Origin of the sequence: Actinomycetospora aeridis (assembly GCF_037400275.1) — a bacterium.
In the GTDB taxonomy this organism is placed as follows: domain Bacteria; phylum Actinomycetota; class Actinomycetes; order Mycobacteriales; family Pseudonocardiaceae; genus Actinomycetospora; species Actinomycetospora aeridis.
This window is the reverse complement of the sequence record NZ_JBBEGL010000005.1, coordinates 93,829-117,478: the sequence shown is the minus strand read 5'-3', so window position 1 is coordinate 117,478 and position 23,650 is coordinate 93,829. Positions and strand designations below refer to the sequence as shown.

Sequence of the window (23,650 nt, the reverse complement as noted above, 5' to 3'; positions counted from 1 at the left end):
CACGAGGCGCCCGGGACCGGCGCGCCGGGGAGGAGGCCGACATGGCGAGCGAGGACAAGGCCGACAACAAGATCCAGGAACTCAAGGGCAAGGCCAAGGAGTCGGTCGGCAAGGCCGTCGGCAACGAGAGCCTCGAGGCCGAGGGCAAGAAGGACCAGACCGTCGGCAGCCTCAAGAACGCCGGCGAGAAGGTCAAGGACGCGTTCCGCGACTGATCCGGTCCGCCGACGATCGACACCTGCGCGCCGCCGTCCCTCGGTGCGGCGCCTCGCTCAGAGGCGCTTGAGGGGCGGCGGCGCGACGCCGTCGTCACCCGACAGCGACGCCTGCGCGGGCGAGCGGGCCAGGACGACCACCCCGCCCAGCGCGAGCACCAGCCCCACCACGAACCACGGTGTCCAGCCCGGCCGGACGGAGTCGCCCAGGGCGACGAGCCCGAGCAGGCCGGGTGCGAGCGTCTCGGTCACGGCCAGGACGGCCACCACCGGCCCGACCGCCCCGCGACCCAGCGCCACCGTGTAGAGCGCGAGCCCGAGGGCCGCGAACCCGAGCAGCGCCCAGACCACCGGGTCGGTGGCCGCGGTCCGCGCCATCTCGCCGAGCGAGCCCCGCAGGTCGACCATGCGCACCGCCACCGCCGTCCCGCCGAAGGCGAGCCCGGCGAGGAACGACACGAGCATCGCGCGCTTGCTGCGGATCGCGATCGGCACGGACACCACCAGCAGCACCCCGAAGGTGACGACGAGCGCGACCTCGCCCGCCGTCGACGGGGTCACCGCCGCGTCGTCCACGCTCGCGCTCGCGACGATCAGGGCGAGCCCGACGATGTTGGCGCCGGCCGCGGCGAGGTCGATCCGGCGCAGCGGGGTGTCGAAGACCCAGTGCGACGCGACGACCGTGATGCCCACCTGCCCGGCCACGATCGCCTGGACCGCCACGATCGGCATGTACCGCAGGGCGAGCACCGTGAGCACCCAGCCGCCGATGTCGAGGGCGAGCCCGGCGAGGTACATCGGGTGCAGCACCACCGTGGCGGCGCGGCTGGCGCGGCGGGCGGCACTCGCCTCGAGCAGGGCGGCACCGGCGTTGGCGCCCGCCGACGCGAGCGCGGCGAGCAGCCCCAGGAGGAGCACCCGGCCAGTCTGCCCTGGGATGATCGCGACGGGCATCGGGAAGCCCGGCGCGTCGCGGTGCTCCGCCCGACACCACGCCCGACGCCCCACCGCTCGACGAACCGATGGAGGCACCATGGCTGCCGGGATGGCCCTCGACGCCACCGCCGTGTCGTTGCTGGTCCTCGGCCTGCTGATCGGGATCGCCGTGGTCGCCGACCGGGTGGCCGGGGGCGCGCTCGCCGTCGTGCCGGGTGCTCTGCGCGACACCGCGATCGTGGCGGTGCTGGTCCTCGCCGCGGGGGCGGTCTTCGCCCTCGTCGCCTCCGACGAGGCCCTGGCCGACGCGGACGCCCCGGTGCTCGGGTGGGTGCTCGGCGTCCGGACACCCGGCCTGACCAGCGCGGCGGAGGCCGTGTCGCTGATCGGCGGGACCGCGGGCACCGGCGGGCTCGCCGTGGTGGCCGCGGTGGCGCTGTTTGCCCGCGGGCACCGGCGCACGGCCCTGATCTGGGTGCTCGGCGTCCTGGCCGGGGCCGTGACGATCCGGCTGGTCAAGCTGGCCGCGGAGCGCCCCCGCCCACCGGAGGCCCTGCGGCTCGCCGAGGAGACCACGGCGTCGCTGCCCTCGGGGCACGCGCTGATGGCCGCGCTCGGGCTGACGCTCACGGCGGCGGCGGTGGTCGCCCTGACCGTCGGCATGCCCCATGCGCGGCTCGTGCGCGGGATCGCGATCGGGCTCGCGGCCCTCGGCACCCTGCTGGTCGGCGCGAGCCGGGTCTACCTCGGCGTCCACTGGACCACCGACGTCCTCGCCGGGTGGTGTGTGGGCACCGCGCTGGCCGTCACGTGCCTGACGCTCGCCCGGGTGCTCGACGCCCGCGCGCAGTTGGGCGACGACCCTGCTCCGTCAAGTCGTCCGGACGCTGCTCATTCTCCGGAGTGACCACCTTTCGGGTGGTCAGCGCGCTGTGTGAATACAGAACGGTGCCCGATTGCTCCGTCCGAGATGATCTGCCTACGCTTGTCTCGTCCGCCCGGGTGAACGAGGTGAGCCGTGGTTGCCGTACCGCTGCTCGTGCTGGGCGCCCGGTTCGCCGGGCTCGCCAGCGCGCTCTTCCTCGCCCACCAGGGCTTCCCGGTCCACGTCCTCGAGCGCGACCGTCCCGGTGACGTCGACCGCGGGCTCGCCGTGCTCACACCGGGTGCGCTGCGGGAGCTGGCCGCCCTGGGGCTCGCCGAGGCACTCGCGGCGGCGTCGTGGGAACCGCGACGTCTCGCGCACGCCGACGCCGACAGCGGCACGGTGCTGCGTGTCGCCGAGCTGGGGCCCGTGGTGCGCGCCCGGTTCGGCCGGCCCTACCTCCTCGTGCCGCACGCGGTCCTGCGGGCGCAGCTGGTCGCGGCGTGCGAGGCCGACGAGATGGTCACCGTCTCCTACGGGCGCTGCGCGACGTCCGTCGAGGACCTCGGCGACGCCGTGCTCGTCACCGACGACCGCGACGGGCGCTACCGGGCCGAGGCGGTCGTCGGCGCCGACGGCCCGGGCAGCCGGGTCCGGGGCTACCTCGGCGGCGGCCACGCCCTCTCCAGCCCCTACCTCGTCTACCGCGGCCCCGGCCCGCCGCCGCCGGACGACGTGCTGCGCCTCTGGTCGTCGCCGACGCTGCACGTCACCCAGTCCGCGGTCGGCCGGGACGGGGGCGAGGTGTCGATGACCGTGCGCGTCGACGCCGTCGAGGACATGCACCGCGACGGCGTGGCGGCCGTCGTCGCGCGGCTGCTGGCCGCGAGCGCCCCCGAGGTCCGCGCCGCGGTCGGCGAGGACATCGTCGCCGCGCCCTCGCGGGTGCACCGCCATCACGCCCCGCTCGAGCGCGGCGCCCGGCACCGCATGACCGTCGTCGGCGGGGCCGCGCAGCCGATGCTGCCGCACACCGCCCAGGCCGTGGCGATGGAGATCCTCGACGCCGCGACGCTGGGGCGCGCCTTCGACCACGCCGACGGGCGGATCGTGCCGGCGCTGGAGGAGTACGCGTACGTGCGCGAGCACCCCCGCGCCGCGGTGGCCCGCCGAGCCCACGACTTCGCGCTCCTCTGCCACGCCGACGGCCTCGTGCGCCGGATGCGCGACCGCCTGTGGCGCACCACGTCCGTCGACGCCACCGCGGCCATCGTCGACGCGGCCCGCGTCCCGTCCCCGGCGTCCGCCCTCGACGGCGACGGGCACCGCCCCGGGGTCCCGATGCCCCCGACGTCCCCGCGGCCGGGCGTCGTGGCCGCCCACGAGATGCCGCCCGGGCCCGACGGGTCCGCCGGACACATCGCCGGCTGACCTCCGTGGCCCGAACGGGCAGGATCGGCCGACGTGACTGCCTCCGTGCCTGAGCTGACCCCCGACACCGTCGTCGCCAACGGGGTGCGGCTGCACTTCCGTGCCGGCGGCTCCGGCCCGCCGGTGGTGCTGCTGCACGGCTGGCCGCAGACCGGGCACTGCTGGCGCCACGTCGCCGGCGCGCTGGCCGCCGACCACACCGTGATCGTCCCGGACCTGCGCGGCTACGGCGCCAGCGACAAGCCCACCGGCGGCATGGACAAGCGCACGATGGCCGCGGACATCTCGGCGCTCGTCCGGTGGCTGGGCCACGAGCGGATCGCCGTCGTCGGGCACGACCGCGGCGGGCGCGTCGGGCACCGCTGGGCTCTCGACCGGCCCGACGAGGTCACGCGCCTCGCCGTCCTCGACATCGCCCCGACGCGGGCCACCTGGCAGCGGATGGACGCCGCGCTCGGCGCCAAGTACTGGCACTGGCTCTTCCACCTCCAGCCCGACCTGCCCGAGCGCCTCGCGGGCGCCGACGTCGAGGGCTACCTGCGCTACTTCCTCGAGAAGTGGACCTACGCCCGCGAGGGCCTCGAGCCCGCCGCGGTCGCGGAGTACGTCCGCGCCTTCTCCCAGCCCGGGGCGCTGCGCTGCGGGTTCGACGACTACCGCGCCGACCCGGTCGACGCCGAGCACGACGAGGCCGACTTCGCGGCGGGCCGCCGCCTGACCCAGCCGCTGCTCGCGCTCTGGGGCGCGGAGGGCGTCATGGGCCAGACGCTGCCGATGCTCGACCTGTGGCGGGAGTACGCCGACGACGTGCGCGGCCGGGCAATCGAGCGGTGCGCCCACTTCGTGCCCGAGGAGCGGCCCGAGGAGGTCGTCGACGAGTTGCGGAGGTTCCTCGCGGAGGCATAGTGGCGGAAGTGAGCAGCCCGCTGAAGGTCGAGTCCGATCCCGAGGAGCTGGGCTTCGACCCGGCCCGCCTGTCCCGCATCGACGATCACTTCGCCCGCTACGTCGACGACGGCCGGCTCGCCGGGTGGCACATCGTGGTGGCCCGCGACGGCCGCGTCGTGCACTCGTCGACGGCGGGCCACCGCGACGTCGACGCCGGCCTCGCCGTCACCGACGACACCCGCTGGCGGATGTACTCGCAGACCAAGCCGATCACCTCGGTCGCGGCCCTCATGCTCTGGGAGCGGGGCGCCTTCGAGCTCACCGACCCGATCAGCCGCTGGCTGCCCGAGTTCGCCGCCCCGCGCGTCTACGTCAAGGGGTCGTCGAGCAAGCCGCTGACCGAGCCGGCCACCGAGCCGATCCGCGTCTGGCACCTGCTCACCCACACCGCCGGGCTCACCTACGGCTTCCAGCACGCCCACCCCGTCGACGCGATGTACCGGGCCAAGGGCTTCGAGTGGTCCGCCCCCGAGCAGGGTGACCTCGCGACGCACGTCGAGACGTGGGCGGGCCTGCCCCTGGTGTTCCAGCCCGGCTCGGAGTGGAACTACGGGCACTCGACCGATGTGCTCGGCCGGCTGATCGAGGTCGTGTCCGGCAAGCCGCTCGACACGTTCCTCGCCGAGGAGATCTTCGCGCCGCTCGGGATGACGGCCACCGGATTCGTCGTCGACGACCCCGACCGGCTGGCGACGCTCTACCTCAACAACCCGGCGACCGGCCGCTACGTCGGCGCCGAGGCGGCCGGGATGGGGGCGCTGGCCCGCGAGGTCCTGGCCCCGACGTGGCTCGGCGGCGGGGGCGGGCTCGTCTCCACCGCCGCCGACTACCACCGCTTCACCCAGCTGCTGCTCGGTCGCGGCGAGGTCGACGGTGTCCGCCTGCTCGGCTCGCGCACCGTCGACTACATGGGCCGCAACCACCTGCCGGGCGGGCTCGACCTCGAGCAGGTCGGGCGGCCGCTGTTCGCGGAGATGCCCTTCGACGGCGTGGGCTTCGGTCTCGGCGTCGCGGTGGTGCTCGACCCGGTGCGCTACCGCACCCTCGCGAGCGTCGGCGAGATGTCGTGGGGCGGGGCCGCGAGCACCGCGTTCTGGGTCGACCCGGTCGAGCGCATCACGACGATGTTCTTCACCCAGCTGGTGCCCTCGAGCGCCCATCCGATCCGGACGCAGCTGCGCGGCCTCGTGTACCAGGCCCTGGTGGACTGACCGGGCCGCACCGGCTGGCCCGTTCGCTCCGTGCCCGTCCGCCGGACCGCGCACGTCCGGCGGTCCCGTGCGACGGCCCCTCAGCCGAGGGCTCTCACGTTCCGTGACCGATCGAGGGCGATGAGGGTTGCCTGAGAACCGAGGGGTCGTCACTCGGGAAGGGGGCTGCATCAGCGCGGTCGTGTGGGTAGCGTCGGCGCGACTCGGACGAGGGACGTCCCCGGGCACGCACCGTGACCGGTCGTGTCCCCGTAGCGAGTGATCCCGCCGCGTGTGGTGTGGCAGCGGGTCGGGACGAGGCGGCCACCGGGAGCCAGCATGAATGCGACGTCGGGACCTCGGCGACGACCGAACGGACCTCATCCGGAGCGGACGACGGCCGAGGAGCCGTCGGTCCCCACGCAGCGCACCGCGGCGGACGTGTACGGGGTGAGCGACGACCAGGTGCACCGCGCGCGGATCGCGGTGGCGCGCAACTCCCTCGACTCCGAGGACTGCCGCGAGCTGCTCGACATGCTCGGGCTGATCGGCGAGGGGGGCGACCCGCCACCCGTCCGGCGCTGACCAGCGCCTTCCCTCCACGGGATCGTCCGAGGTTGGACGAATGCCCGTGTACTGCGCGTGGGTGAAGGGACGTCGCGCTACCGTGGCCGCCGATGTCCGACACCGTGGATCCACCGCCACGCCAGGCGCGTGCCGTGGCGACGCGGAGTGCGATCCTCGCGGCGGCGGCCGAGGAGTTCGCGGCGCGCTCGTACCACGAGGCCTCGCTGTCGCGGATCCTCGAGCGCAGCAACGTCACCAAGGGCGCGCTCTACTTCCACTTCGTGTCCAAGGAGAGCATCGCGCTCGCCGTGGTCGACGAGATGGAGGAGATCTGCCGCGGGATGGTGGCGCGGTGCGGCGAGCTCGGTCTCGACCCGCTGCGGACCGCCGCCCAGCTCGCGCGGGAGATGCAGGACGCCCTCGAGGGGCCCGTACTGCGCGCCGGGCAGCGTCTGTGCGCGGAGGGCCTGGCGGGCCCCCAGCGGCCCGGCTGGCCCTTCAGCTTCTGGCAGGATGTGTTCACGGAGCTCTTCGGGCGCGCGGGCACGGCGGGCCTGCTGGTGCCGGCCGTCGACCCGCCCTCCTTCGCCCGCACGGTCGTCGACGTCTCCGGGGGCGCGTTCGCGGCGTCCCTGGCGACCAGTGAGCTCACGGACCTCGCGCAGCGGGTCTGCGAGAACTGGGAGCTGCTGCTCGGCGCGGCCGCGGACCCCGGCTGGCTGAAGACGTGGCGCTCGGACGGCGGCATGCGCACGGTGCTCGGGCCGCACCTGGCGCCCGCCGGGGGGTGGGTGCCGGTTCGCTGAGACCGGTCGCCTATGCTTGGTCCGCTCCCAACGGGTACGCCGTTGGCGGGTAAGGTCCTCAGCCAGAGGGTCGCGCCCCCATCGTTCAGCGGCCTAGGACTCCGCCCTTTCAAGGCGGCAACGCGGGTTCGAATCCCGTTGGGGGTACGGTAGGACAGCACGAGCAAGGCCCAGTGGCGCAGTTGGTTAGCGCGTCGCCCTGTCACGGCGAAGGTCGCGGGTTCGAGTCCCGTCTGGGTCGCTCTTCCGGTCGAGGTGTCCCTCGGCCGTTCGGCCAGGTAGCTCAGTCGGTACGAGCGATCGCCTGAAAAGCGATAGGTCGGCGGTTCGACCCCGCCCCTGGCCACCCCGCTCACCAGCATCAACGCCGGTGAGGCTCGCTGCTGAGTGATCCACTACAGCAGCCCGTGTAGCAATAGGCCTCACAGGTCCTCCCACTCGATGGCGTCGAGCGCCTGGCGCATGGCGTCGAGGTTGGTGTGGGCGTAGATCGCCATCGTGATGTCGACGTGCGCGTGGCGGGCGATCGCCTGGACCACGTGCGGCGGGGTGCCGAGATCGAGCAGCAGGCTCACAACGGTGTGACGTAAGTCGTGGAGCCGGACGTCCGGCATGCCGGCTCGCTCGCGCAGCTCGGCGAAGTGTCGATTGAGGTTCCGCGGCTCCATCGGCGTGCCGATGGTCGAGGGGAACACGAGGCCGCGGTCCTGCCAGGCCTCTCCGGCGTCGGCGCGTTCCATCTCCTGCCGCTCCCGGTGGGCTTCCAGGACGCGACGGGTCACCTTGGGCAGCGGGATCGTGCTCTCCGAGGCGTCCGACTTCGCCGGCCCGACGTAGAGCTGACCGGCCGCCCGCGCGACCGTCTGCGCGACGGTGAGGGTGGCCCGCTCGAAGTCGACGTCTTCCCAGCGCAGACCCAGCAGCTCGCCGTGGCGCAGCCCCAGCGTGGCCGCGGTGACGTACAGGGCGTACCAGCGTGTCCCCTCGGCCTCCTTGAGCAGCGCCTTGGCCTGGCTGACTCGCAGACCCTTGCCGATCTTGTACCGCGGGGTCGAGACCTTCACCAGCTTGGCGACGTTGCGGCTGACCAGCTCCTCGCGCTCGGCGTTGCTCAGCGCGTTGCGCAGCACGGCGTGGATGTACTGCACCTGCCGGGGCGAGGGGCGCCGACCACAGCAGGGGTGTCCGTCACGGCAGCAAGGGTCCGCGCCGGCCCGCCGACGGGCGTTGCGCCCATTGGTGCAGCACAGGCACTTGGCCCGGACCACACCCATGAAGTGCCGGACGTCGGCGCCGGTGAGCCGGTCGAGACGCTTCTTGCCCAGCGCGGGGACGATGTGCAGCCGGACCACCGACTCGTACCCGTGGAACGTCGTCAGCCGCTTCTCCTCCTTCACGACCGACAGCCAGTGCTCCATGTACTCGCCGACGGTCATGGTCCGGTCCGGGACGGGGATGCCCTGCTCGTTGTTCGACTGCAGCTGGACGAGCTTGGCGCGCGCCTCCTCGAAGCTGCGGGCGTACCGGGAGCGGCGTTCGATGCGCCCCGACGAGACGTAGACGTAGGCCGAGGCGACCCACAGCCCGTCGCTGGACCGCTGGTAGATCGAGCCCTCCCCGTTGACCTTCCGGCCCTTCTTGCGCTCGCCGGCCATCACACGACCGCCTGGGCGTCGAGGAGCCGCGCGACGTACTCCTCCAGCGAAGCCCGCGGGATGCGGCGGGAGCCGCCGATCTTCACCGAACGGAGGTCCTGGTTGCGGAGCAGGTCGTAGACCTTGCACCGGCTGATCTTGAGGACCTCCGCGGCCTCCTCCGCGGTGAACAGCAGTGCGTCCATGGATCAGTCCTCCGGTGCCGTGTAGCGGCCGAGGTGGCCGAGGTGGTTGTGGGCGGTGCTGAGGTGCTGACCGGCCTGGACGACGGCGGCGCGGGCGTCATCGAGGTGGCCGTGCGTGCTGTCGAGCGCGTCGGCGGGATCGCGTCCGCGGTCGTCGTAGTGCGCGGCGGGGTCTGCGTGGCGCAGCGAGCGGGACAGGTAGTCCAGGAGCTGTGGCAGCCGGCCGGCGAGTTCGGCGAGCCCGCCGACCACGGCGTAGGACTCGGGGCCGTCGAGCGGCGCGCGCATGGTGGCGTGGTTGGCGGCTCGAACGGCGTCGCTGGCGGTGTCGATGTGCTGGGCGAGGGCGGTCACGGGTGGTTCTCCCTTGTGAGTCAGTCGGAGGCGGCGCGGGTGATGCCGTCGCCGATGCCGCCGGCGATGGCGGCGAGGACGTCGCCGACGCCGGCCACGAAGCCGGGGGCGACGACGCCGAGCAGAACGACCGTGATGACGCCGAGCACGAGGGCGGGGCCGACGGCGCGGCTCTTGGCGGCGATGACGGTCAGGAGGCCCGCGATGATGACGGCGGCGATCACGAGGCCACCCCCTGCCGGTCGCGGGCGCTGACCGGAGCCGGCGCCCGGCGTCGGCTGGGCTGTCGCTGCGTCGCCGTCCGGCGGACCCGGCCGATCAGGGCCAGCAGCCCGTAGGTGAGGTAGGCCGTAGCGACGAGGCTGGCCATGACCAGGAACAGCCAGCGCGGGGTGTCCCTGGTCAGCAGCACGACGCTCATGACGCGTCCGTGCGCTTGTCGGGGCGCTTGGTGTCGCGCTGCTTGGTGACCAGCTCGGGGACGCCCTCGTGGGTGGGGGAGGCGTACTCCGTGGCGAGCCAGCGCATGCCGGCGTCGTCGTGGAAGTCGGCGCGGACCTTGATCGGCTCGCGGCGGTCCTCGTCGTCGACGACGTAGGCGACGCCGGGGGTGTCGAGGTCGATGTCCTCGCAGCGGGCGCCACGGTCGTGGGCGGAGTCGCCGAGGACCATGGCGACCTCATTCCGGCTGTCGAGACGCAGGCCGACCTTGACGGTGAACAGGTTGCGCAGCTCGAGGACCTCCTTGCGGGGGTCCTGCACGAGCCCGACCACGGAGAACCCCGCAGCGCGGCCCTTGCTCAGCAGGGTGCCGAGCGCGACGCGGCCGCGTTCCTTGAGCGCGCGGTCGACGATGTAGCTGGTCAGCGACGCGATTTCGTCGACGACGATGATGTGGAACGGGTCGTCGATGGTGGGTCGGTGCAGGCGAGTCCGGCCCTGCAGAGACTCGCAGCGCGCCATGGTGAGCGCCGCAGCGTGTTCCAGCGCGGCGACGAGCTCGGCCTCCGAGCGCCAGGCGAACATGTGCAGCAGCTCGGGGTACATCCCGAACTCCATGCCGCCCTTGGGGTCGACACCGATGACGCGCACCCAGCCGTCGGCGATGGCGGGCGACAGGGCCCAGAGCAGGGCAGTGACGATCGAACCCTTGCCGGCACCGGAGGCGCCGGCCACGAGCAGGTGCCGGCCGAGCAGACGCAGCGCCCAGGGCTCGCCGTCCTCGCGGCGCCCGATCGGGAGCCGGGTGAGGTCGACCCGGTTGCGAGCGTGGTGCTGCTGCTCGGCGAGGGTGTCGTGCAGGACGACGCGCAGCAGGCCCCAGGTGCGAACGCGCGGGTGGCGCGTGACCCGGACGTCGAGCGCGGCCCACTCCGAGCGGAGCCCGTCGGCCTGGGCGGCGATGGTGTCGAGGGTGACGCCGGGGCAGAGCTGCACGGTGAGGACGTCGACGTGGTCACCGAGCCCGACCCAGACCAGGCGGGGGACGACGATGCGATGGGCGGCGTCGGTGGCCTTGATTCCGCAGGCGGCCATGACGTCGTCCCAGACCCAGCGGTAGCGCAGGCGCCGCCAGAACCGCTCGCCACGCCGGACCAGGTAGCGGGCCCAGGTCCCGGGTGACCAGCGGGCCCAGGCCCAAGCGCCGCCGGCCGCCAGAGCGGCGATGACCGAGACGCCCCACGGGCCGAGCACGAGGCCGGTCACGATCAGCAGGGCGACGACGGCGCCGACCGGGGGGACGTAGACGAGGCCCCAGAGGCCCATGAGAGCGGCCCACAGCGCCCAGCGCAGGAGCCAGAGGGCGCCGTAGAGGGCGGTTGCGAACGGGCCGTGGTCGCGTTCGATAAGGGTCCGTTGGATGTCGGCGCGGCGGCGGATGGTCTGGCCGCGCCACAGGGTCGCGCTCATCGCCCTCCACTCCCCGAGGAGGAACGGCGCGGGCCACGACGGCGGCGCTGCTCGCGCGAGGGCGAGCCGGACACCTCGACCTGGGTGACCTCCCAGGTGCTCGACCCACAGGCCGGGCAGCGCTCATGCGACAGCTGGACCACGCCGTCCCCGCCGTCGTTGACCGGCGCCGGCTCCCACTGCTCGGTGCAATGGCGAGCCCGGCAGGTCAACACGAGGACGTCGAACAACGAGCGCGTCTCGACTTTCACCGGGGCGCCCATCAGGCCACGTCCTTCGGCGCGGTGTCCTTGGCCGGCGGGGCGGGCTTACCGGACGCCGAGGCGACCCGGACCGCATCGGCCGAGAGGTACAGCTCGATGCCCTTGCCGGTCTTGGCGGGCCGAATGAGCGCCTGGAGGCCGTCGAACTCGACGGGCTCGAACTCGGGCAGCTCGGGGACCTCGTAGGAGCACACGCGGACGGTGTGTGTCTCCTTCTCCCCGTTCTGGCCGGTGGGCAGTAGGACGCCAATGAGGTTGATCGGCTGCCCGGTCTCCTCGTCGACGGCGGTGGAGCCGGCCACCGGGCGGCGGCCGTTGGGGGTGTCGTCCCAGCGCGGTGGCTGCACCACGTCGCCGGTCGCGATCACTCGGGTGCGGGTGGCGTCGATCGCCAGCGAGCACGAGTACATGTCTCCTCCGTCAGCAAAGCGGACTGATACGGCATGACTAGTACGGCAGAGAGTGCGCCTCTTGCGTCCGACGTGTCAAGCCGCATACGGCAGGTCACTTGCCTCATACGTCTGACCGGGGAAGATGTCGCGCGTGGACGTGTCGGAGGTGATCAAGTCGCAGCGCGCAGCGCTACAGCTCTCCCAGGGGGAGCTGGCGAAGGCGGCCGGCGTGAGCGTCCGGCAGCTCGCTCGGTACGAGGCCGGCGAGCAGCAACCAACGCTCTCGGCGGCGGTCTCACTCGCGGACGCGCTGGGCATCTCCTTAGCGCGCCTTGCCGGGCAGGTCGACTACGGGCTCGACCTCTCCGGTGAGTGGTGGTGCTCCTGGCAGACCTGGAAGGAAGGCAAGCCGCGCGTCGACACCCACTCGCTGGAGATCGAGCAACGCGGGGAGCTGCTCCACCTCGACGCCGAGCGCGCGATCGCCGTCGCCGAAGGCAGCTACCGGTGGCACGGCGAGCTGCGCCTGTGGGACCAGGAGGCCCTTATGGGTTGGTACCGCTCCACGGACGCCGCGGTGCGCTCCAAGGGCACCATGTACCTCGCCCTGCACCGCCACGGCACCCACGCTTGGGGCCGCTGGGTCGGCATGAGCTACGACGGCGCCGTCATCACCGGGTGGGGCTCCCTGGCCCGCACCCAGGAGCACTCCGCGCAGATCGTCCAGGACCTCATCGACGAGGACGAGGCACGATGAGCGAGTTGCGCAGCCGCGTTGCCCAGTTCGTCATCGACGTGGGCGATCTGGACGCCGGCGTCGCCTTCTGGGCTGCCGTTCTCGACGCCACCGAGGAGACGCTCGGTGCCGACAGCCAGCCCGTCTACCGCCGGCTCAAGCTCCCCGACTCCGACATCCGCATCCTGCTCCAACGCACCGACGACCCCAAGACGTCCAAGGAGCGCATGCACCTCGACCTGGAAACCAACGACGTCGACGCCGAGGTCGAACGCATCGAGGCGCTTGGGGCAACCCGCTGGGACCACCAACAGGAACGCGGCCACGACTTCTGGGTCCTCCACGACCCTTGGGGAAACGAGTTCTGCGTTCTATCGCCGGAGTTCCCCAGGCTTCTGGCCCGTAGACGAGCTACTTAGCTCGGCACGCAGTGGAGCTCGCCATGTGCGGCCTCCACTACCCTGCAATGCTCTCATGGGCCCCCAAGAAGCCTCGAACCTGCTCACCCCCGGTGGTCCACGGCTGGGGTCGACCTAATCTACTCAGCGGTCGCCGACTGTAACAACAAGCGTGGTTGTCGCGATTGCATTCGAGCCGGTACGGCGTCGCGATCGAGTGGAGGATCGCTCGACAGGGGGGAGTCCCGTAAGTGGTGCGAAGGTTGCTGTACAGGATAGTCGCCGTACTGGCGATCGCGCTATCAACGGCAGCAGTCACGCTCGCGCAGCTGAACTTGCCGAAAGACTTCTGGACCAATCAATCTCAATGGCTTTACGTCTCTGTTGCCGTCCTGTCTCTCGCAGCGATTGGCCAACTGAGCCGGTATCTGCGGTCGGCAAAGGCTATTCGTGAGTACGAGCAGAATGTTCGTGCTATCATTGTGGCTGGACTCGACGAACTACAAGGGTCTACGGGTACGCCCTATCGGCAGATAGGTGTACACATCTTTCGGGTCGGAGGTCTCATGCGCAAACGACTAGTGAACGTGGGGTCTCTTCGACTGCAAGCCAATCCTCACATGGACGACCCCGTTTGGACTAAGGGTAAGGGTGTGGTCGGGAAGAGTTGGGAACAGAACGACTTAGTGCCCGAGGACTGGGAAGCCTTCTTTAATAAGTGGGATAGTCGAGGAAAAGCGGCGTTTCTGAAGGTGGCTAAGCCCGAGAGGTACAAGCTCTCGTGGGGAGAGTTTCAACTTACACGCGGTTACAGTCGAATCGTCGCGATCCCAATTAGGCAAAGCAATAGTGGGGCTGCTATCGGATGCGTCGTCGTTGACGCCCCCGCATCACTCGCTACAATGAAGGCTCCTGCCACCAAGCTGGCTTTGCACAACCTAGCTGTTGCAGCGGCCGCACTTGGTCGGCCTCCGATCGGCTGGACCGATGGGCGGGTGCGATGATGGACAAGAGTCTCAGTCCGGGCGACGAACTGGACGATGGCGTGTCGCGGGACTTCTTGGAACGCGTTCGAGCCTCTGGCGCCAGCGATGACTATGTTAAGACCCTTGAAGCAGGCGGTAAGCCCTTGCGGAGAACCGCCGCGATTGCTGGGCCGGCCCTAACCTCTGGTGTGGCTACCGGCGCAATCGTTGCTACTGCAGCTGCGGGCGCGCTAGCGGCGGCACCGGTCGCAGTCGCACTTGGCGGAGCCCTGGGAGTTGTGGTTGGCGCGGCTCTTAGTGCCGCTGCCTATCACTTCCGCGAGGACGATGAAGTCGAAGTGCCTCCAGCGCAGGTTGACAATAACACCGAGTAGCGCAACGCAGGCGCCTCGTTGCGCTGCTTATCACGTAGCTACCCCTCGTCGGTTTCCAGCTCCAAGTCAAGTTCTCCTTGCGCATTCGGCTCGGGGAACGCTCTTGCGAGGTGGCGTTCGAACTCGCGCCAGCTGCTCGAGATTCGCATTAGCGCCGTTACTGTTGCGAGGTGTCGTTCTAGATGGGGATGTCCAACGTCTGACGTCAGCAGTTGGTGGTGCTTGTAGCGCCGTGTTCCACTTGGGGTGACCCTCGGGTTCTTACGACGTAGCTCCTCTAGAACTGGATGCGGCAGCTTCTCATAGACAATCTGGTTGGTTAATTTTCCGACGTACTTGGGGCGCTTTACCGACTTCATGTCGTAGTCCCAGCCGCGCAGACGAAAGAGCTCTTGGTAGAACTCAGGGGGGAACTTCCTGGTCCAGGGAAGTAGCTCTTTCGCTACGTAGTACTCAAGAATTCGATTCAGCTCATCAGCGGCGCGGGCCTCCTGGTATCCGGTCGCTTCATCAACCAATGCAATAATTCCGACCTTTGCGAAGGCTCGGATTAGTGCATCGCAGTATAGGGCGTAGCGTTGCTCTTGCTCGGTCTTGAGCGCGTTCGCATCGCGCGCAACCAGAATCGCCTCGCAGAGGCTATGCAACACTGTTGCCTCGTAACCCGTAGTCGGGTTCTTTGCGCGCGAAGTCGTCCCGATGAACCGAATCGGTGATTCGAGTTGCCCCTTCAGCTCATCAGAGATGAATGGCGCAAGAGTTCGGTTCGCCACAATTCGAGGAACGCCCTGGCCGCGACCTTTCATGCCAATCGCGTTGGTAAGACCTCGGCCGGAAATTACTCGCGTACCGTCGTCCAGGACGAAGCAGGGGATCGGGGCCGATCCGGCGACCGGCAACTCTCCTCTGTAGGCGGCAGTCCGCTGAGGTGAAAATTCCCCTTCGTCAGTCACTGGCCGAAGCCTCCCTCTTGTCCATCAATACGGCGAGATACAACTTCTCTAGGAAGGCGACGTCGGCAACGGTGTATTGTGCAAGCTGGCGCCGTATCCTGGATGCTGAATTCGGATTCACGCCAATTCTTTCGGCGAATTCCGCCACTGAAGGCAGCTCATCTGAGTCGAAGAATAAGGCCGAGATGAGGGCCCATCTTCGCACGTCGAGTCGAGTTCGGTGCATTACCGTCTTCACGAGGACGCTGAACGAACAATGGCATGAATTGCAATGGTGTCGCCAAGTTCCTTTAGCCCGGGTGCACGCTTGTGAGTTGCAGTAGGGGCAGATCGGTCGGCGTCCCCAGCGGATCGACTCAAGGCGCAACACGAACCGCTCAGACGTCGGATAGGTGGCGACGACTTCCGCCCACGTCAAGGACGGACCTGCTGGCTCCTGCTGGCTGACGGCGAGCACGGGTTAGATACTAGCCCGCGACTCTTGCGATTGGTCTACCTCTTACTAGTTGAAGGTAGGTGAGTTCTGCCGCCAACTAGTAGGCAGCGACCGGCAGCGCCCGGCCGGTGCCGTGCCATCGAATCGTTCCTACCAAGCTAGTGATCGGGCCATACCATCCTGGGTTTGGCAGAAGGTTCCTTGTCATCACGCGGCCAGCCCACGGCGTCAAGATCGTCGATGGGCTGCTGCATCGCCCACGTCTGGCGCACACGTCGCCTCGTCCCAGCGCAGCCCCTTCTCGTCCAGCCACCGCCTTGCACCCGCGAGGCCATGCACCTCACCCACGTCGAGTAGTTCGCACTGCAGCCTGGCCGCCTCGATCCAGGCCCACGACTCTCGGTCGATAGCAACGCGTACGTCTTCACCGAGATCCTCCTCGACCAGATCCTCGTCGCTACGCTCCTGGCCGAGACCGGCCAGCCTCCGAAGGTCATGGCGCCCTCGGGACCAGGTGAGCTGCTGGCGCCGTTGAGAAGCTGCTTCCCACTCCCACCACCGCGCGAGGTCCTCGACGCGGTAGGTCTCGACCGCGTCAGCGAGGACCTGCATCGGGGTCCGGCCGCCCTTGCGACGCCCTTCCTTATGGTGGTTGCCGGTGACCTCGTGCGCGACCTTCGTGAAGTAGTCCGCCAGGTCGCCGTCGCCAAGGCGAACCTTGCGGACGTCCCAGCCGTGTTCCTCCGAGGCGTCGAACCCGTGCCGCTCCAGGGCGCGGCACCAGCGGCCGAACGCGAGGGCGCAGATCGTCTCGCGGACCAGCTCGACCGGGACGTCGCGGCCGAAGCAGAGCAGGGCGTGGATGTGGACGTGCCAGCCGTTGCCGTGACGGCGCTGGGAGCAGTCGGGGTCATCGCACACCTGAAGGCCGTCGGTGACCTCGACGACCTTGGCCCAGCCGAGCAGCCCGCCGAACAGCTCCTTGTCGGCCTGCCACTGCGCGCCCTCGGTGACCGCCTTCCAGCCGTCGGCGCAGGCATCCCAACACCCGCGCCGGGCTCTGATCTCGCCTTCCTCGATGGCGTCGGCCTCGGCCTGGCGCTCGTCGACCTCCCAGCCCTGCACTTCGGCGTCGTCCCGCTCGGCCTGGGCCTCGCCCAGTTCTTCGAGGCGCTCCCGGTCGCGCTCCTCGAGGCGGGCCAGCCGGTCGGCGTCCTTCTTGCTGAGCCGGCCGGCCTCGCGGCTCTTGCGGCGCTTCTCCAGCAGTAACAGCCGCTCCCGGTCGGCCATCGAGAGCCCGAGCCGGTCACCGGCGCTGTGGCGCATCGTGAGGGTCAGCATGAACGCCGAACCCCCGGCGGCGTCGACCGCGCGCATCACCTGGGACAGCTCGTCGGCCCGCCCTGTGGCGATCTTGGCGGCGCACTGCGGGCACACCCACACCGAGCCGCACGTGGCGAGCCCGCCGTAGCCGGCGGTGCGGGTCCCGTCCGCGTTCTCCGTCACGGCCAGGGTCGGGCCGGCCTCGGGGTTGGTGCAGTAGCCGCAGCGGCGGACGCGGCCGATGCTGGTGATCTTCCGGAGCTGCGCGCGGCGAGACCACCGATGAGCCCGCTTGGCCCGCGCCTGCGCCACCCGCTCAGCCTTCGGGGCGCCCGACTCCTGACGACGGCGGCGGCCGCGGTGAAGGACTGCTCGCCCATTACCGAGAGAGGACCGCGCGCTCACCGGGCACCGTCCAAGGTCAGCGCCGGCGCTGGCGCGCCGGCGCGGCCCGGCGTTGCCGGGCCGCTCCCGCCACTCTGATAAATCGCCGTGCGTCCGCGGCCCGGCCGCCGGGCCAGCCAGCCGCCAGGAGCACGACGAGGACCGGGACGAGTGGCCGGGATGCGTGGGGCCTCCGGCGGGCAGGGCTCCGCCCTACAACCGGGCACCACGCTCAGGAGAGGGGCAGCCTCGTGGACGGCGGTGTGGCAGCGCGTGGGGGAGCGGTGGGGACGGGGGCTCTCCCTCGGCGGCGCTTCCGGGGTCTGACAGCCCGGCCGCTCCGGTGCAACCACCCGTCCGAGCCCCGAGACGAGGACAGCCGGCGGGAACGAGGACGGCCGGGAAGTTGCACCTCCACGCCCGGCCCGTCCGAGACGACCCCGCGCCGCCGAGGGAGAGACCCCGAAGCCGGCCCGTGGGGCGTCGGCGAACTGCTGCAGTCCTACAGCAGCGTGGGTGCACTCGGGGTCGTCCGTCAGCGTCCGCCGGAGACGTTCCCCCTGCTCAGAAGACCGATCGAGACAGACTGAGGGCCGCTCGCGGCACCTGAAAAGCGATAGGTCGGCGGTTCGACCCCGCCCCTGGCCACACCAGCCCACCCAGCGGAGACGCTCGGTGGGCTTTGTCCTTGATGGGGCCTGTGCAGCTCTCCGTCCTTTTCGCGGGCACGCAGCGAATGCGATCGGTCACGGGGACGCGGCGCTACTTGACACGTGTTCGATGCTTCGCTGGAGAGTCCGTGACCACGGGGGCGTCATGACGGGTCTTCAGTCCGCGATCAGTTCCGGAACGTTGGTGAAGTTCCTCGACTCGATTCTCGCGATACGGGCGGATCGCGAGGAAACAGCAGGTCAGCTCGGTGTGGCCGAGAGCTGGGCGCCGCTCGGTCACGCCTCGCCGCTGCACGTGCACACCCACGAGGACGAGGGATTCTTCGTGATCGACGGGGAGATGCAATTCTGGCGAGGCGACGAACCGCCATTCCGGCTCGAGGCCGGCGGGCTTGCGTGGTTGCCGCGTGGCCGGAGCCACGCCTTCGTCGTGACCTCGCCCAGCGCGCGATTCCTGACGATCGCCACTCCGGGCGGGTTCGAAGACCTCTTCCGCACGGGCACGCCGACGAGCGACCCCACCGTGCCCGCGCCGGGACCTCCGGCTCCCGAGGACCTGGAGCGAGCGATGACGGCGCTGACCGCGTTGGGAGTCACGATCCTCGGGCCTCCGCCGGCGCTCTGATCTCACACAGGGGTCGGTGCGGCAGACGGGCGCACTGACCCGCTCGACCGCTTCACCGACGCGGCACGGCGCCAGAAGGATCAGGACGCGCCCCGATAGGTCCCGAACGTCCAGACGTTGCCCTCGGGGTCATGCACACTGCAGGCGTAGGTGGGTTCCCCGGCGGCGAACTCCGTCGCGTGGGGCGCCTGCACGACGTCGACGTCCTCGGTCACGAGGTAGACCGCGCCGGCCTTGAGCCCGCCGTGCACGCTGTCGACGTGCTTCGTCCCGCCGACGAGCACCGTGCCCCCGTCCGGCCAGCGGAGCTCGGCGTGGACGATGTCGCCCTCGTCGTCGCGCACCACCACCACCGCTTCGCGGAAGCCGACGACCTCCATGAGGAAGCGGTGGGCCGCGGCTGTGTCGTCGTAGTGCAGCACCGGCCAGACCGTGGACACGAGCCGCACCCTGGCGACCTGACAGGATTCGGCAGGGATCACCGATCAGGGAGCGACGGGCATGCCCGACACCGACCACTTCCGCGAGGCCGAGCGGCTGCTGCGCCTCGCCGCGGAGACGCAGGCCGACGGCGCCGCCACGCTGATCGCCCGGGCGCACGCGCACGCCACGCTCGCGGTGGCGAGCAGGCTCGGGGCCCCGGCCCCGGAGCGTGCGCCCGACGGGACGCCGCGTCTCGCCAAGCTCGACGACCCCGACTTCAGCTTCGACGACGACTGACGACCCGAGACGCGGATACGGCCGTCCGGTCGATGGACAGTCAGTGCCCGGACCGGTACTGCTGGTGACGACCTTCCTGCGGTCGACACGACGGCCGCCCGGGGGCCCGGACGAGTCCCGAGGAGCAGCCGTGCTGCTGCCGAACGCGACCGAGCAGTCGACCGTGTCCGCCGACGTCTACCGGGCCGAGGGAGTCGTCGCCGAGAGACTGGGCCTCGACATCGAGGCGGCGGCGGAGACGCTGCGCCACGAGGCCGCGGCCCGGGCGATCACGATGGTCGAGATCGCCCGCGAGGTGCTCACCGGCCAGTGGTCGCCACGCGTGCTCGATCCGTGGGGCAGCTGCTAGCACGATCACCGGCATGGACGTGCCCGCGACCGCCACCCACACCGCGGTCCTCGTGCTGGTGCCCGAGGCCGAGCCGGTCGTCGGGACCCTGCGGCACCGGCTGGACCCGTCGGCACCTCAGGGCGTGCCCGCCCACGTCACGGTGCTCTTCCCGTTCGTCCCGGCGGCGGAGGTCGACGACGCCACCGTCGACCGGCTGCGCGAGGCCGTCCGCGACGTCGCGCCGTTCTCCTGCCGGTTCGACGCCGTGCGGTGGTTCGGCGAGGACTACGTCTGGCTGGCGCCGACCCCGGCTGCGCTGTTCGACGACCTCACCGAACGCGTCCAGCGCGCCTTCCCCGCCCACCCGCCCTACGAGGGCGAGCACGAGCCCGTGCCGCACCTGACCGTCGGTTACCGGCGGCACTCGTCGCTCGCGGCGCTGCAGCAGGCCGCGGACGAGCTCGCGCCGCGGCTCCCGTTCGACGCGCACATCGAGCGTGTCCACCTGCTCGCCGGGGCGCTCGAGGCCGGGAGCTGGCGGGTGGTCGCCGAGGCGCCGCTCGGGCGTGCCTGACGGATCGGGACTGCAGGTGGGCCGCCGCAGACCTCGTCGCCGCTCGATCGCCGTTTGGGTGACGATCGATGTCAAAGATGACCACGATCGTCACCAGGACCGCGATCTCGACGATCGCGGAAGGAACGGCGGCCGTCCCGGGCCGAGCGACGAGAACGCTTCGATTCTCGAAGCGTTTCCGCCAGAGCGAGGACGTCCCGGCCGGTCGCCGTCCCGGGACCGGCGCGCGCCCGACCAGCCCGACCAGCCCGACCGCTCGGCCTGCCCGGAGTGCCGGACGGCGCGGTGCCCGACCGCTCACCAGACGCCCGGATCCGGGCGGTAACACCGTCACCCGATCGAGCGACATCCGCGCGGGAAGTCGGCGCGACGCTGGGGGTTCGGCGTGGAGTGGGTCGTGGCGGTGGTGGTGTTCGCGGTGCTCTCGGTCCTGGTGATCGGGGTGCCGCTGTACCTGGGGATGACGTCGTGGTCGGGGCGCTCCGACCGCAAGGCCGCGGCGGCCCGTCGACGCGCGGCGGCCGCCCAGACGCCGACCGCCTCGCGCGTCCTGCAGCCCTGACCGTCAGCCGGTGACGAGCCGGACGCCGCCCGCGCCGTGGTCGCGGGCGTAGTCCAGCATCCGCGCGAGGTCGCTGACGCCGTTGCTGGCGGGCAGCGGGGCGAACTGGATCGTCGACAGCACGCCGAGCGCGCGCCCGTCGGCGGACAGGAACGCGCTGCCCGAGTCGCCGGGGATGCCGGGGGTGACGGTCAGGACGTCGTGGCTCCAGCCGCCGCCCTGCACGCCGGCGACCGTGCCGACCTTCGGGCTGAGCAGCGTGATCCCGCCGCGCAGCTCCGAGTTGCCGTAGCTGCGCACCACCTCGCCGACGCCCGCGCCGTCGTCGTCGACACCGGTCGGGCCGCCGAAGAACGGGACGGCCCCGGACGCGGTCGCCGCGTCGGCCGGGTCCAGCTTGACGAGGGCGAAGTCGTTGTAGGCGCAGGCGTCCGGGTCGGTCTCGCCGGCATCCTGCATCGCCAGCCACGAGTTGTAGACGAGCTCGCCGGGCCGGCTCGCGCCGTCGACCTCGACCGGCGTGCCGAGGGGCAGCGAGGCGGAGTCGCAGCCGTCGGTCTCGGTGGCCGCGCCCGTGCCCGAGCAGTGCGCGGCCTGGCCGATGAAGGTGTCGTCGCCGTCGGTGAACAGGAAGTTCGCCGTGCACTGGGCGCCGTCGGTGCGGGTCTGGACGCCGGGGTGCACGCCCGGGGCGGTGGGCGTCGGGCCGTCGTCCCCCGGCGCCGCGAGCGCCGGCGCGCCACCCAGCCAGGCTCCGGCGGCGAGGGCCGCTCCCGCGACGAGTGCGGCCGTCGTGCGTCGTACTCCCATGGGTGTCTCAACGGGCACGCCACGATCGGGTGACGGATCAGCGGGACTGCAGCGCCGCCCAGGTGGTCGCGGCCGCGACCCCGCCGTCGGCGGCCAGGGTCTGGCCGTTGACCCAGCGGCTCTCGTTCGACATCAGGAAGGCGACGACCGACGCGATCTCCGAGGCCTCGGCGTCGCGTCCCGCCGCCGTCCGCTGCCGGGCGAGACGACGGGGGTCGGTGGAGCGCTCGACCTCGGCCAGCGACGGGGTGCGCACGGTGCCGGGGGCGACCGCGTTCATCCGGACGCCGTCGCTCCACGTCAGCGTCGAGGACGCCGTCGTGTAGGCGAGCACGGCCTCCTTGGACACGTCGTAGACCGGGCGGTCGGGACGCTGCTCGCGGCACCAGCGCAGGCCTTCACCGAAGGTGCGGGTGGCGAGCAGCGGGCGCAGCTCGGCGAGGTGGGCCACCCAGTGGCGTCCCTCGGACGACGACACGTTGACCACCGACCCGCCCCGGCGGATGCGCCCGAGCAGGCTCTCGGTGAGGTGGCGCATGCCGAGGAAGTTCACGGCGAGCACCTGCTCGACCGGTGCCGTGCCGGGCACGCCGGCCACGTTGGCCAGGGAGTCGACCTGCCCGTCGACGCGGTCGACGGCGGCGTCGATGGAGCCCGGTTCGGCGAGGTCGCAGCTGATGTGGGCGATCTCCCGGTCGGGCGGCTCGCGGCGGTCGAGGCCGATCACGGACACGCCGTGGCGGGTGAGGAACTGCGCGAGCGCGCGCCCCACCCCCGAGGAGGCGCCGCTGACCAGGAAGACCGTGCTCATAGCGAGGGGCAGAGTAGCGAGCTGCTCCCGTCACCCCGTCGGGGCAGTCCCCTCGGCACAGCGCGCGACCAGGTCCGCCTCCCGTGTCGGGTCGAACCCGGCGGCGAGCTCGTCGTCCCCGCGCTCGCGGAACCAGGCCAGGACGTCGCGGGCCGTGTCAGCCGCGGGCCGGAAGCGCAGCCCCGCCGCGATCGCCGCGGACGAGTCGATCGCGTCCTGCGGGATCTGGTCCTCGGGGAACCACAGCGGCCGGGCCTCCTCCTCGACGTCCCGCAGCTCGCTGCGCAGCGCGTTCTCGCCGGCCCAAGCCCACGTGACGTCCCCCGGCCGGCCACCGGCCGCGGCGAGGCACTCCTCGAGCACCGCGGCGAGCGGCTGGGCGCGCCCGGGGCCGACGGTGTCGAACACCCTGGCCTGCTCGGAGCCGAGCGCCCGGACGGCGAAGGCCGCGATGTCGCGGGCGTCGCTGTACTGCACCGCGCGCGTCGGGTCACCCGGCGCCAGCACGGTCTGCGGGGCCTCGCCGGCCAGCGCGCGGGCGAGCCGGACCGGCCACCACGTGAACCGGTCGGACGGGTCGCGCGGGCCGACCATGACGCCGACCCGCAGCACGGTCACCGGCCCGTCGAACGCCGTCGTCACGGCCTCCTCGGCGGCGAGCTTGGCCAGCGAGCGCTCCTGCAGCGGGTCGTCGACGGCGGCCTCACCGGGCCGCCGCACCGGGGCGCCCTCGTCGGGCACCGCCGGCCCGTCGGGGTGGTAGACGCTCATCCCCGACACGTAGCCCAGGCCGCCGACGGCACCGCGGAGCCGTTCGGCCGCGCTCCGGACGGCGTCGGGGTCGGAGAAGGTGTCCAGCGCCGCGTCGAAGCGGCGACCGTCGAGGGCGGAGAGGTCGCCGTGACGGTCGACGGTCAGAGCCTCGACGCCGTCGAGGGGCGCGCGGCCCGAGCGGCTCGCGACCGTCACGTCGTGGCCGTCGCGCAGCGCCTCCGCCGCCACGTGGTAGCCCAGGAAACCGCCGCCGCCGAGCACGAGGAGTCGCACCGGGTCGGTTACCCGTCCGCGCTCCGTGACACCTCGGTCAGCACCGGGTAGCGATCTTGGGCCGTCCGGGTGGCCGGACTTGGCGGACTGGTGGGGCGGATGTGACCGTCGGTACTCGCCAGAGCGATCACCGAACGGTGCGGCCCGGAGGTCCTTCCCGACTCCCCGGCGTCCCCGCCGGAACCCGCTCC

The 23,650-nt window shown here is 71.3% G+C and carries 28 protein-coding genes and 3 tRNA genes; 17 read left to right on the top strand and 14 right to left on the bottom strand.

Going from position 1 to position 23,650, the window contains the following annotated elements:
• Positions 1 to 41: 41 nt before the first annotated feature.
• The gene (locus WCD41_RS18760; RefSeq protein ID WP_337704471.1) at positions 42 to 215 is read left to right on the top strand and encodes a CsbD family protein; all 174 of its coding nucleotides are present in this window, start codon (positions 42 to 44) and stop codon (positions 213 to 215) included.
• 57 nt (positions 216 to 272) lie between these two features.
• Here the strand turns inward: WCD41_RS18760 and WCD41_RS18755 are convergent, their stop codons facing one another.
• Positions 273 to 1,133 carry a hypothetical protein gene (locus WCD41_RS18755; protein ID WP_337715135.1) on the bottom strand — a complete coding sequence of 287 codons (861 nt, stop codon included), beginning with the start codon at positions 1,131 to 1,133 and terminating at the stop codon, positions 273 to 275.
• Positions 1,134 to 1,248: 115 nt separating this feature from the next.
• Here WCD41_RS18755 and WCD41_RS18750 point away from each other — a divergent pair, with 115 nt between their 5' ends.
• The 9 genes from WCD41_RS18750 to WCD41_RS18710 all read left to right on the top strand — a co-directional run bounded on the left by WCD41_RS18750 (position 1,249) and on the right by WCD41_RS18710 (position 7,304).
• Positions 1,249 to 2,058 carry a phosphatase PAP2 family protein gene (locus WCD41_RS18750; RefSeq protein ID WP_337715132.1) on the top strand — a complete coding sequence of 270 codons (810 nt, stop codon included), beginning with the start codon at positions 1,249 to 1,251 and terminating at the stop codon, positions 2,056 to 2,058.
• A 111-nt stretch (positions 2,059 to 2,169) separates the two neighbouring features.
• Positions 2,170 to 3,447, top strand: a complete 1,278-nt coding sequence (locus WCD41_RS18745) for an FAD-dependent monooxygenase (RefSeq protein WP_337715130.1) — start codon at positions 2,170 to 2,172, stop codon at positions 3,445 to 3,447.
• Positions 3,448 to 3,480: 33 nt separating this feature from the next.
• Positions 3,481 to 4,353 carry an alpha/beta fold hydrolase gene (locus tag WCD41_RS18740; protein ID WP_337715128.1) on the top strand — a complete coding sequence of 291 codons (873 nt, stop codon included), beginning with the start codon at positions 3,481 to 3,483 and terminating at the stop codon, positions 4,351 to 4,353.
• An 8-nt stretch (positions 4,354 to 4,361) separates the two neighbouring features.
• Positions 4,362 to 5,606: a serine hydrolase domain-containing protein gene (locus WCD41_RS18735; protein WP_337715126.1), complete on the top strand. Its 1,245-nt coding sequence runs from the start codon at positions 4,362 to 4,364 to the stop codon at positions 5,604 to 5,606.
• A gap of 429 nt (positions 5,607 to 6,035) precedes the next feature.
• Positions 6,036 to 6,170, top strand: a complete 135-nt coding sequence (locus tag WCD41_RS18730; RefSeq protein WP_337715125.1) for a hypothetical protein — start codon at positions 6,036 to 6,038, stop codon at positions 6,168 to 6,170.
• 92 nt (positions 6,171 to 6,262) lie between these two features.
• The gene (locus WCD41_RS18725; protein WP_337715123.1) at positions 6,263 to 6,958 is read left to right on the top strand and encodes a TetR family transcriptional regulator; all 696 of its coding nucleotides are present in this window, start codon (positions 6,263 to 6,265) and stop codon (positions 6,956 to 6,958) included.
• A gap of 74 nt (positions 6,959 to 7,032) precedes the next feature.
• A tRNA-Glu gene (locus tag WCD41_RS18720) sits at positions 7,033 to 7,105 on the top strand.
• Between the two features lie 20 nt (positions 7,106 to 7,125).
• Positions 7,126 to 7,199, top strand: a tRNA-Asp gene (locus WCD41_RS18715).
• A gap of 31 nt (positions 7,200 to 7,230) precedes the next feature.
• Positions 7,231 to 7,304: transfer RNA gene (locus tag WCD41_RS18710), tRNA-Phe, on the top strand.
• Between the two features lie 76 nt (positions 7,305 to 7,380).
• Here the strand turns inward: WCD41_RS18710 and WCD41_RS18705 are convergent.
• The 7 genes from WCD41_RS18705 to WCD41_RS18675 form a co-directional block, all read right to left on the bottom strand.
• Positions 7,381 to 8,613: a tyrosine-type recombinase/integrase gene (locus tag WCD41_RS18705; protein ID WP_337715120.1), complete on the bottom strand. Its 1,233-nt coding sequence runs from the start codon at positions 8,611 to 8,613 to the stop codon at positions 7,381 to 7,383.
• Positions 8,613 to 8,798 (bottom strand): helix-turn-helix domain-containing protein, encoded by a 186-nt coding sequence (locus WCD41_RS18700; RefSeq protein ID WP_274280164.1) that lies wholly within the window; start codon positions 8,796 to 8,798, stop codon positions 8,613 to 8,615. Before WCD41_RS18700 ends, WCD41_RS18705 begins: the two co-directional genes overlap by 1 nt.
• Positions 8,799 to 8,801: 3 nt before the next feature.
• Positions 8,802 to 9,152 carry a hypothetical protein gene (locus tag WCD41_RS18695; RefSeq protein ID WP_337715117.1) on the bottom strand — a complete coding sequence of 117 codons (351 nt, stop codon included), beginning with the start codon at positions 9,150 to 9,152 and terminating at the stop codon, positions 8,802 to 8,804.
• A gap of 20 nt (positions 9,153 to 9,172) precedes the next feature.
• On the bottom strand, positions 9,173 to 9,376 hold the full coding sequence (locus tag WCD41_RS18690) for a hypothetical protein (RefSeq protein ID WP_337715115.1): 204 nt from the start codon (positions 9,374 to 9,376) through the stop codon (positions 9,173 to 9,175).
• Positions 9,373 to 9,573 carry a hypothetical protein gene (locus WCD41_RS18685; protein ID WP_337715113.1) on the bottom strand — a complete coding sequence of 67 codons (201 nt, stop codon included), beginning with the start codon at positions 9,571 to 9,573 and terminating at the stop codon, positions 9,373 to 9,375. The genes WCD41_RS18690 and WCD41_RS18685 overlap by 4 nt, the downstream gene beginning before the upstream one ends.
• Positions 9,570 to 11,063, bottom strand: a complete 1,494-nt coding sequence (locus WCD41_RS18680) for an FtsK/SpoIIIE domain-containing protein (protein ID WP_337715111.1) — start codon at positions 11,061 to 11,063, stop codon at positions 9,570 to 9,572. The genes WCD41_RS18685 and WCD41_RS18680 overlap by 4 nt, the downstream gene beginning before the upstream one ends.
• 262 nt (positions 11,064 to 11,325) lie before the next feature.
• A complete protein-coding gene (locus tag WCD41_RS18675; RefSeq protein ID WP_337715109.1) occupies positions 11,326 to 11,736 on the bottom strand; it encodes a hypothetical protein in 411 nt (136 codons plus the stop codon).
• Positions 11,737 to 11,869: 133 nt separating this feature from the next.
• Here WCD41_RS18675 and WCD41_RS18670 point away from each other — a divergent pair, with 133 nt between their 5' ends.
• Positions 11,870 to 12,475 (top strand): helix-turn-helix domain-containing protein, encoded by a 606-nt coding sequence (locus WCD41_RS18670; RefSeq protein WP_337715106.1) that lies wholly within the window; start codon positions 11,870 to 11,872, stop codon positions 12,473 to 12,475.
• The gene (locus WCD41_RS18665; RefSeq protein WP_337715104.1) at positions 12,472 to 12,873 is read left to right on the top strand and encodes a VOC family protein; all 402 of its coding nucleotides are present in this window, start codon (positions 12,472 to 12,474) and stop codon (positions 12,871 to 12,873) included. The genes WCD41_RS18670 and WCD41_RS18665 overlap by 4 nt, the downstream gene beginning before the upstream one ends.
• Positions 12,874 to 14,250: 1,377 nt before the next feature.
• On the opposite strand, the gene WCD41_RS18660 is transcribed toward WCD41_RS18665, so the two are convergent.
• Together WCD41_RS18660 and WCD41_RS18655 are read right to left on the bottom strand one after the other, a co-directional pair.
• The gene (locus tag WCD41_RS18660; protein ID WP_337715102.1) at positions 14,251 to 15,165 is read right to left on the bottom strand and encodes a P63C domain-containing protein; all 915 of its coding nucleotides are present in this window, start codon (positions 15,163 to 15,165) and stop codon (positions 14,251 to 14,253) included.
• Positions 15,166 to 15,829: 664 nt separating this feature from the next.
• A complete protein-coding gene (locus WCD41_RS18655; protein ID WP_337715097.1) occupies positions 15,830 to 17,236 on the bottom strand; it encodes a hypothetical protein in 1,407 nt (468 codons plus the stop codon).
• A gap of 927 nt (positions 17,237 to 18,163) precedes the next feature.
• Between WCD41_RS18655 and WCD41_RS18650 the strand changes: the two genes are divergently transcribed.
• Positions 18,164 to 18,604 carry a cupin domain-containing protein gene (locus WCD41_RS18650; protein ID WP_337715095.1) on the top strand — a complete coding sequence of 147 codons (441 nt, stop codon included), beginning with the start codon at positions 18,164 to 18,166 and terminating at the stop codon, positions 18,602 to 18,604.
• Between the two features lie 80 nt (positions 18,605 to 18,684).
• On the opposite strand, the gene WCD41_RS18645 is transcribed toward WCD41_RS18650, so the two are convergent.
• Positions 18,685 to 19,044, bottom strand: a complete 360-nt coding sequence (locus tag WCD41_RS18645; RefSeq protein WP_373695156.1) for a VOC family protein — start codon at positions 19,042 to 19,044, stop codon at positions 18,685 to 18,687.
• A 61-nt stretch (positions 19,045 to 19,105) separates the two neighbouring features.
• Between WCD41_RS18645 and WCD41_RS18640 the strand changes: the two genes are divergently transcribed.
• The 4 genes from WCD41_RS18640 to WCD41_RS18625 all read left to right on the top strand — a co-directional run bounded on the left by WCD41_RS18640 (position 19,106) and on the right by WCD41_RS18625 (position 20,791).
• Entirely contained in the window at positions 19,106 to 19,324 is a 219-nt protein-coding gene (locus WCD41_RS18640; protein WP_337715093.1) for a hypothetical protein, read from the top strand.
• 130 nt (positions 19,325 to 19,454) lie between these two features.
• The gene (locus tag WCD41_RS18635) at positions 19,455 to 19,673 is read left to right on the top strand and encodes an ANTAR domain-containing protein (protein ID WP_337715091.1); all 219 of its coding nucleotides are present in this window, start codon (positions 19,455 to 19,457) and stop codon (positions 19,671 to 19,673) included.
• A gap of 13 nt (positions 19,674 to 19,686) precedes the next feature.
• The gene (locus WCD41_RS18630) at positions 19,687 to 20,229 is read left to right on the top strand and encodes a 2'-5' RNA ligase family protein (protein WP_337715089.1); all 543 of its coding nucleotides are present in this window, start codon (positions 19,687 to 19,689) and stop codon (positions 20,227 to 20,229) included.
• A gap of 385 nt (positions 20,230 to 20,614) precedes the next feature.
• On the top strand, positions 20,615 to 20,791 hold the full coding sequence (locus WCD41_RS18625; RefSeq protein ID WP_337715086.1) for a hypothetical protein: 177 nt from the start codon (positions 20,615 to 20,617) through the stop codon (positions 20,789 to 20,791).
• Between the two features lie 3 nt (positions 20,792 to 20,794).
• Here WCD41_RS18625 and WCD41_RS18620 read toward each other — a convergent pair whose 3' ends face one another.
• From WCD41_RS18620 to WCD41_RS18610, 3 genes are read right to left on the bottom strand one after another with little or no spacing between them, the layout of a single operon-like run.
• Entirely contained in the window at positions 20,795 to 21,601 is an 807-nt protein-coding gene (locus WCD41_RS18620) for a serine protease (protein WP_337715084.1), read from the bottom strand.
• A gap of 37 nt (positions 21,602 to 21,638) precedes the next feature.
• Entirely contained in the window at positions 21,639 to 22,412 is a 774-nt protein-coding gene (locus tag WCD41_RS18615) for a coniferyl-alcohol dehydrogenase (RefSeq protein ID WP_337715083.1), read from the bottom strand.
• Positions 22,413 to 22,442: 30 nt separating this feature from the next.
• Positions 22,443 to 23,459 carry an NAD-dependent epimerase/dehydratase family protein gene (locus WCD41_RS18610; RefSeq protein ID WP_337715080.1) on the bottom strand — a complete coding sequence of 339 codons (1,017 nt, stop codon included), beginning with the start codon at positions 23,457 to 23,459 and terminating at the stop codon, positions 22,443 to 22,445.
• Positions 23,460 to 23,650 lie beyond the last annotated feature (191 nt).